At 57.3% G+C, this 655-nt stretch carries 1 protein-coding gene; it reads right to left on the reverse strand.

Translation table 11 applies throughout. The features are described 5' to 3' along the window. Nucleotides 1-655, reverse strand: a 655-nt coding sequence (locus DW724_RS15215; protein WP_147358693.1) for a sulfide/dihydroorotate dehydrogenase-like FAD/NAD-binding protein, incomplete at both ends; no start/stop codon positions are given.

The following is a 655-nucleotide window of genomic DNA, read 5'->3' on the forward strand; positions in this document are numbered from 1 at the left end:
GTACCGTCAACCATGATGGTGTTCATGGAAACGATGGTCTTGATGCCGTACGGACGGGTGGTCTCGCAGACAAACTTCATCATGATCATCGGGCCGATGGCGATAACGGCATCGTACTGGTTGCCCGCGTCGATCAGCTCCTTGAGCACCTGTGTAACCAGTGCCTTGCGGCCGTTCGAGCCGTCGTCGGTCACGATGTGCAGGTTGGTGCAGGCGTTCTTCATCTCGTCCTCGAGGATGATGATGTCCTTGCTTCGGAAACCGGCGATCAGGTCAACCTCAGCGCCCATTTCATGCAGCTTCTTGGCCTGCGGATATGCGATAGCGCAGCCCAGACCGCCGCCGACAACAGCGACCTTCTTGAGACCCTCAAGCTCGCTCGCCTTGCCGAGCGGACCGACAAAATCATGCAGGCAGTCGCCCTCATTCAGTGCACCGAGCGCCATCGTCGTTGCGCCGACCTCCTGGAAAATGATCGTGACGGAACCCTTTTCGCGGTCAAAATCTGCGATCGTGAGCGGAATACGCTCGCCTTCTGCGCTGACACGCAGGATGATGAACTGACCCGGCTCTGCCTTGCGGGCAACGTGCGGTGCCTCGATCACCATCAGCTTGGTGTTTGCGTTCAGCGTTTGCTTTTTCAAAATCTGATACA

Origin of the sequence: Butyricicoccus sp. AM27-36 (assembly GCF_003480945.1) — a bacterium.
GTDB classification, from domain to species: Bacteria; Bacillota; Clostridia; order Oscillospirales; family Butyricicoccaceae; genus Agathobaculum; species Agathobaculum butyriciproducens.